Raw genomic sequence first — 1,822 nt, forward strand, 5'->3', positions numbered from 1 at the left:
CCGAAAGCCTGCGTGTTTTGCCATCAAGGTTGCTTCAGTATTATTTAATTTGAGCGCTCGCTTGACGGCAAACATGGAACTGACTCTCAGCAATCAACTTTAGATAAGTTTAGCAAACTATTTGCCACTTAACTCTTGCTCCTAGGAAGAGGATTTAATGGCGTGAACCAGTAACTTGGCAATTTCCGAGAGTTGCTTTTTGTTGAAGGTTTTGAGCAAAAGCTTGACTACCGCCTTAGGTTCAGCGGGAAGAGCTACTTGCTTCGACGCTGCTGCTGGGGCTGCTGGGGCGCTTACCTCTGCTGGTTTTGGGGCTGCTACCAAAAGTAGCAAATTTTTACTCGGAGCGATCGTCTTAACTTTCCCCGTTTGCACCAAATCTCCCGCATCCTTGAGCTCTTTGATAATCAGCGGAGCTAAGACTTTATAAGAGTTTTTGGGATTAACGATCGCCCCTCTAGCAGTTTTAACTAAATTTTGCCAAGGCTCAAATTTAGCTCCCAACTTATAGAGTCGAGCGCACGCAGTCGCCAATTCCTGACGGCTAGCAGCAGATTCTTTCTGCTTGAACACCTGCAACATCTCTTTCAGTAAAACCATCACTTGAACAGCAAAATTCCCCGGCGCGGCGCCCGCTGTTGGAGCCGCGACAGGTGCACGAGTTCCAGCAGTAGCAACCGCCACAACTTTGCCCGCCGCCAAGTTGTTGAGATGAGTTTCCAGTTGAGCAAAAACTGGCATCACCTGCTGGACGAGTTTTTCTCCCTCTTCATTCCTCAAGCCAAAAGGCCCTTCCAGTCGCGCCAGCAAGTCTTTAAGCGTATCAACTCCCTTTAAAAATAGAGATTCTGCCGTTTGGTCAACTTGCTTGACGGGCCCATCCTTGAGTACCTTAAAACAATCTTCCAAGCGGTGAGCGGTTGTTTTAATACTATCCAAGCTGAGCATAGCCGCCCCTCCTTTCACAGAGTGGGCGGCTCGAAACATCTCTTGGACCATTTCGGGGTCTTTCATCGTGGACTTCAAATCCACCAAACCATTTTCTAGAGTATCGAGGTGCTCCTTAGCCTCCTCTATAAACAAACGCATTATTCGATCTTGCTGATCTGACACGACAGTCCTCCTAACAATCTCAGCATCCTCCAGAAAGAACCATCTTCGTGGGAGGAAACACGACTCCTGCCAAAAGTCAGAAGCTCCCATGCAAAATATTCTAGCCTGCCTCTTGTGAAAGACTGACAATACTCGTGTCTGGGCGGTTTTAGCTCTCTTTCCTGGTGTGCTGGAGATCGATTTTAGAGTTCTGAGGGAGTATCTGGAGCAATTTCGATGCCCATTCCTTGTTTGATCATCTGCTGATCCGTAATCAAGTCGTTCAATTCCTTGACTTCGACGCCGATTTTTTGGCAAGCTTCTTTGAGTTCCCGCTCAAAAGTGTTGAGGTCGCTTCCGTAGCCGCAAAGCTCGGCGGCTGTGGTGATTCCTTGTTGGGCATTGGCTTTGGCGCAGTCGATCAATTCAAGACCTTTGAGGGGTTGGGATGATGCCATAATATCAAACCACAATTTATCTTTTGTCCCACTGTACCTAGAACGTTGAGGTCGATCGATCTATCGAAAGGCATGAAAAATCCTAGCGGTGCTGCGTGTTACCAATAAATTATTTTTGGGGACTTCCTGTCAAAATAGCAGTAGTTAGGATTTTCTAACCGCTCGTAAAAACATGGACAAAGCTACCCAAAAGTAGTCAATGTTAGACATCTACGTTGGTAATTTTAGTCCACAGTCCTAAAACTACAGGAATAAACGGCAATCCCTCTATT

General features: G+C 46.7%; 2 protein-coding genes. Both read right to left on the reverse strand.

All coding sequences use genetic code 11. From position 1 onward, the window contains the following. Nucleotides 1-141 precede the first annotated feature (141 nt). Nucleotides 142-1,212, reverse strand: coding sequence for an Hpt domain-containing protein (locus JGK07_RS06140; RefSeq protein ID WP_293193838.1), 1,071 nt, complete (start codon nucleotides 1,210-1,212; stop codon nucleotides 142-144). Between the two features lie 83 nt (nucleotides 1,213-1,295). Beyond that, nucleotides 1,296-1,550 (reverse strand): hypothetical protein, encoded by a 255-nt coding sequence (locus JGK07_RS06145; protein WP_293187043.1) that lies wholly within the window; start codon nucleotides 1,548-1,550, stop codon nucleotides 1,296-1,298. Between the last annotated feature and the right edge of the window lie 272 nt (nucleotides 1,551-1,822).

Source organism: Microcoleus sp. PH2017_24_DOB_U_A (genome assembly GCF_020738205.1).
Lineage (GTDB): Bacteria > Cyanobacteriota > Cyanobacteriia > Cyanobacteriales > Microcoleaceae > Microcoleus.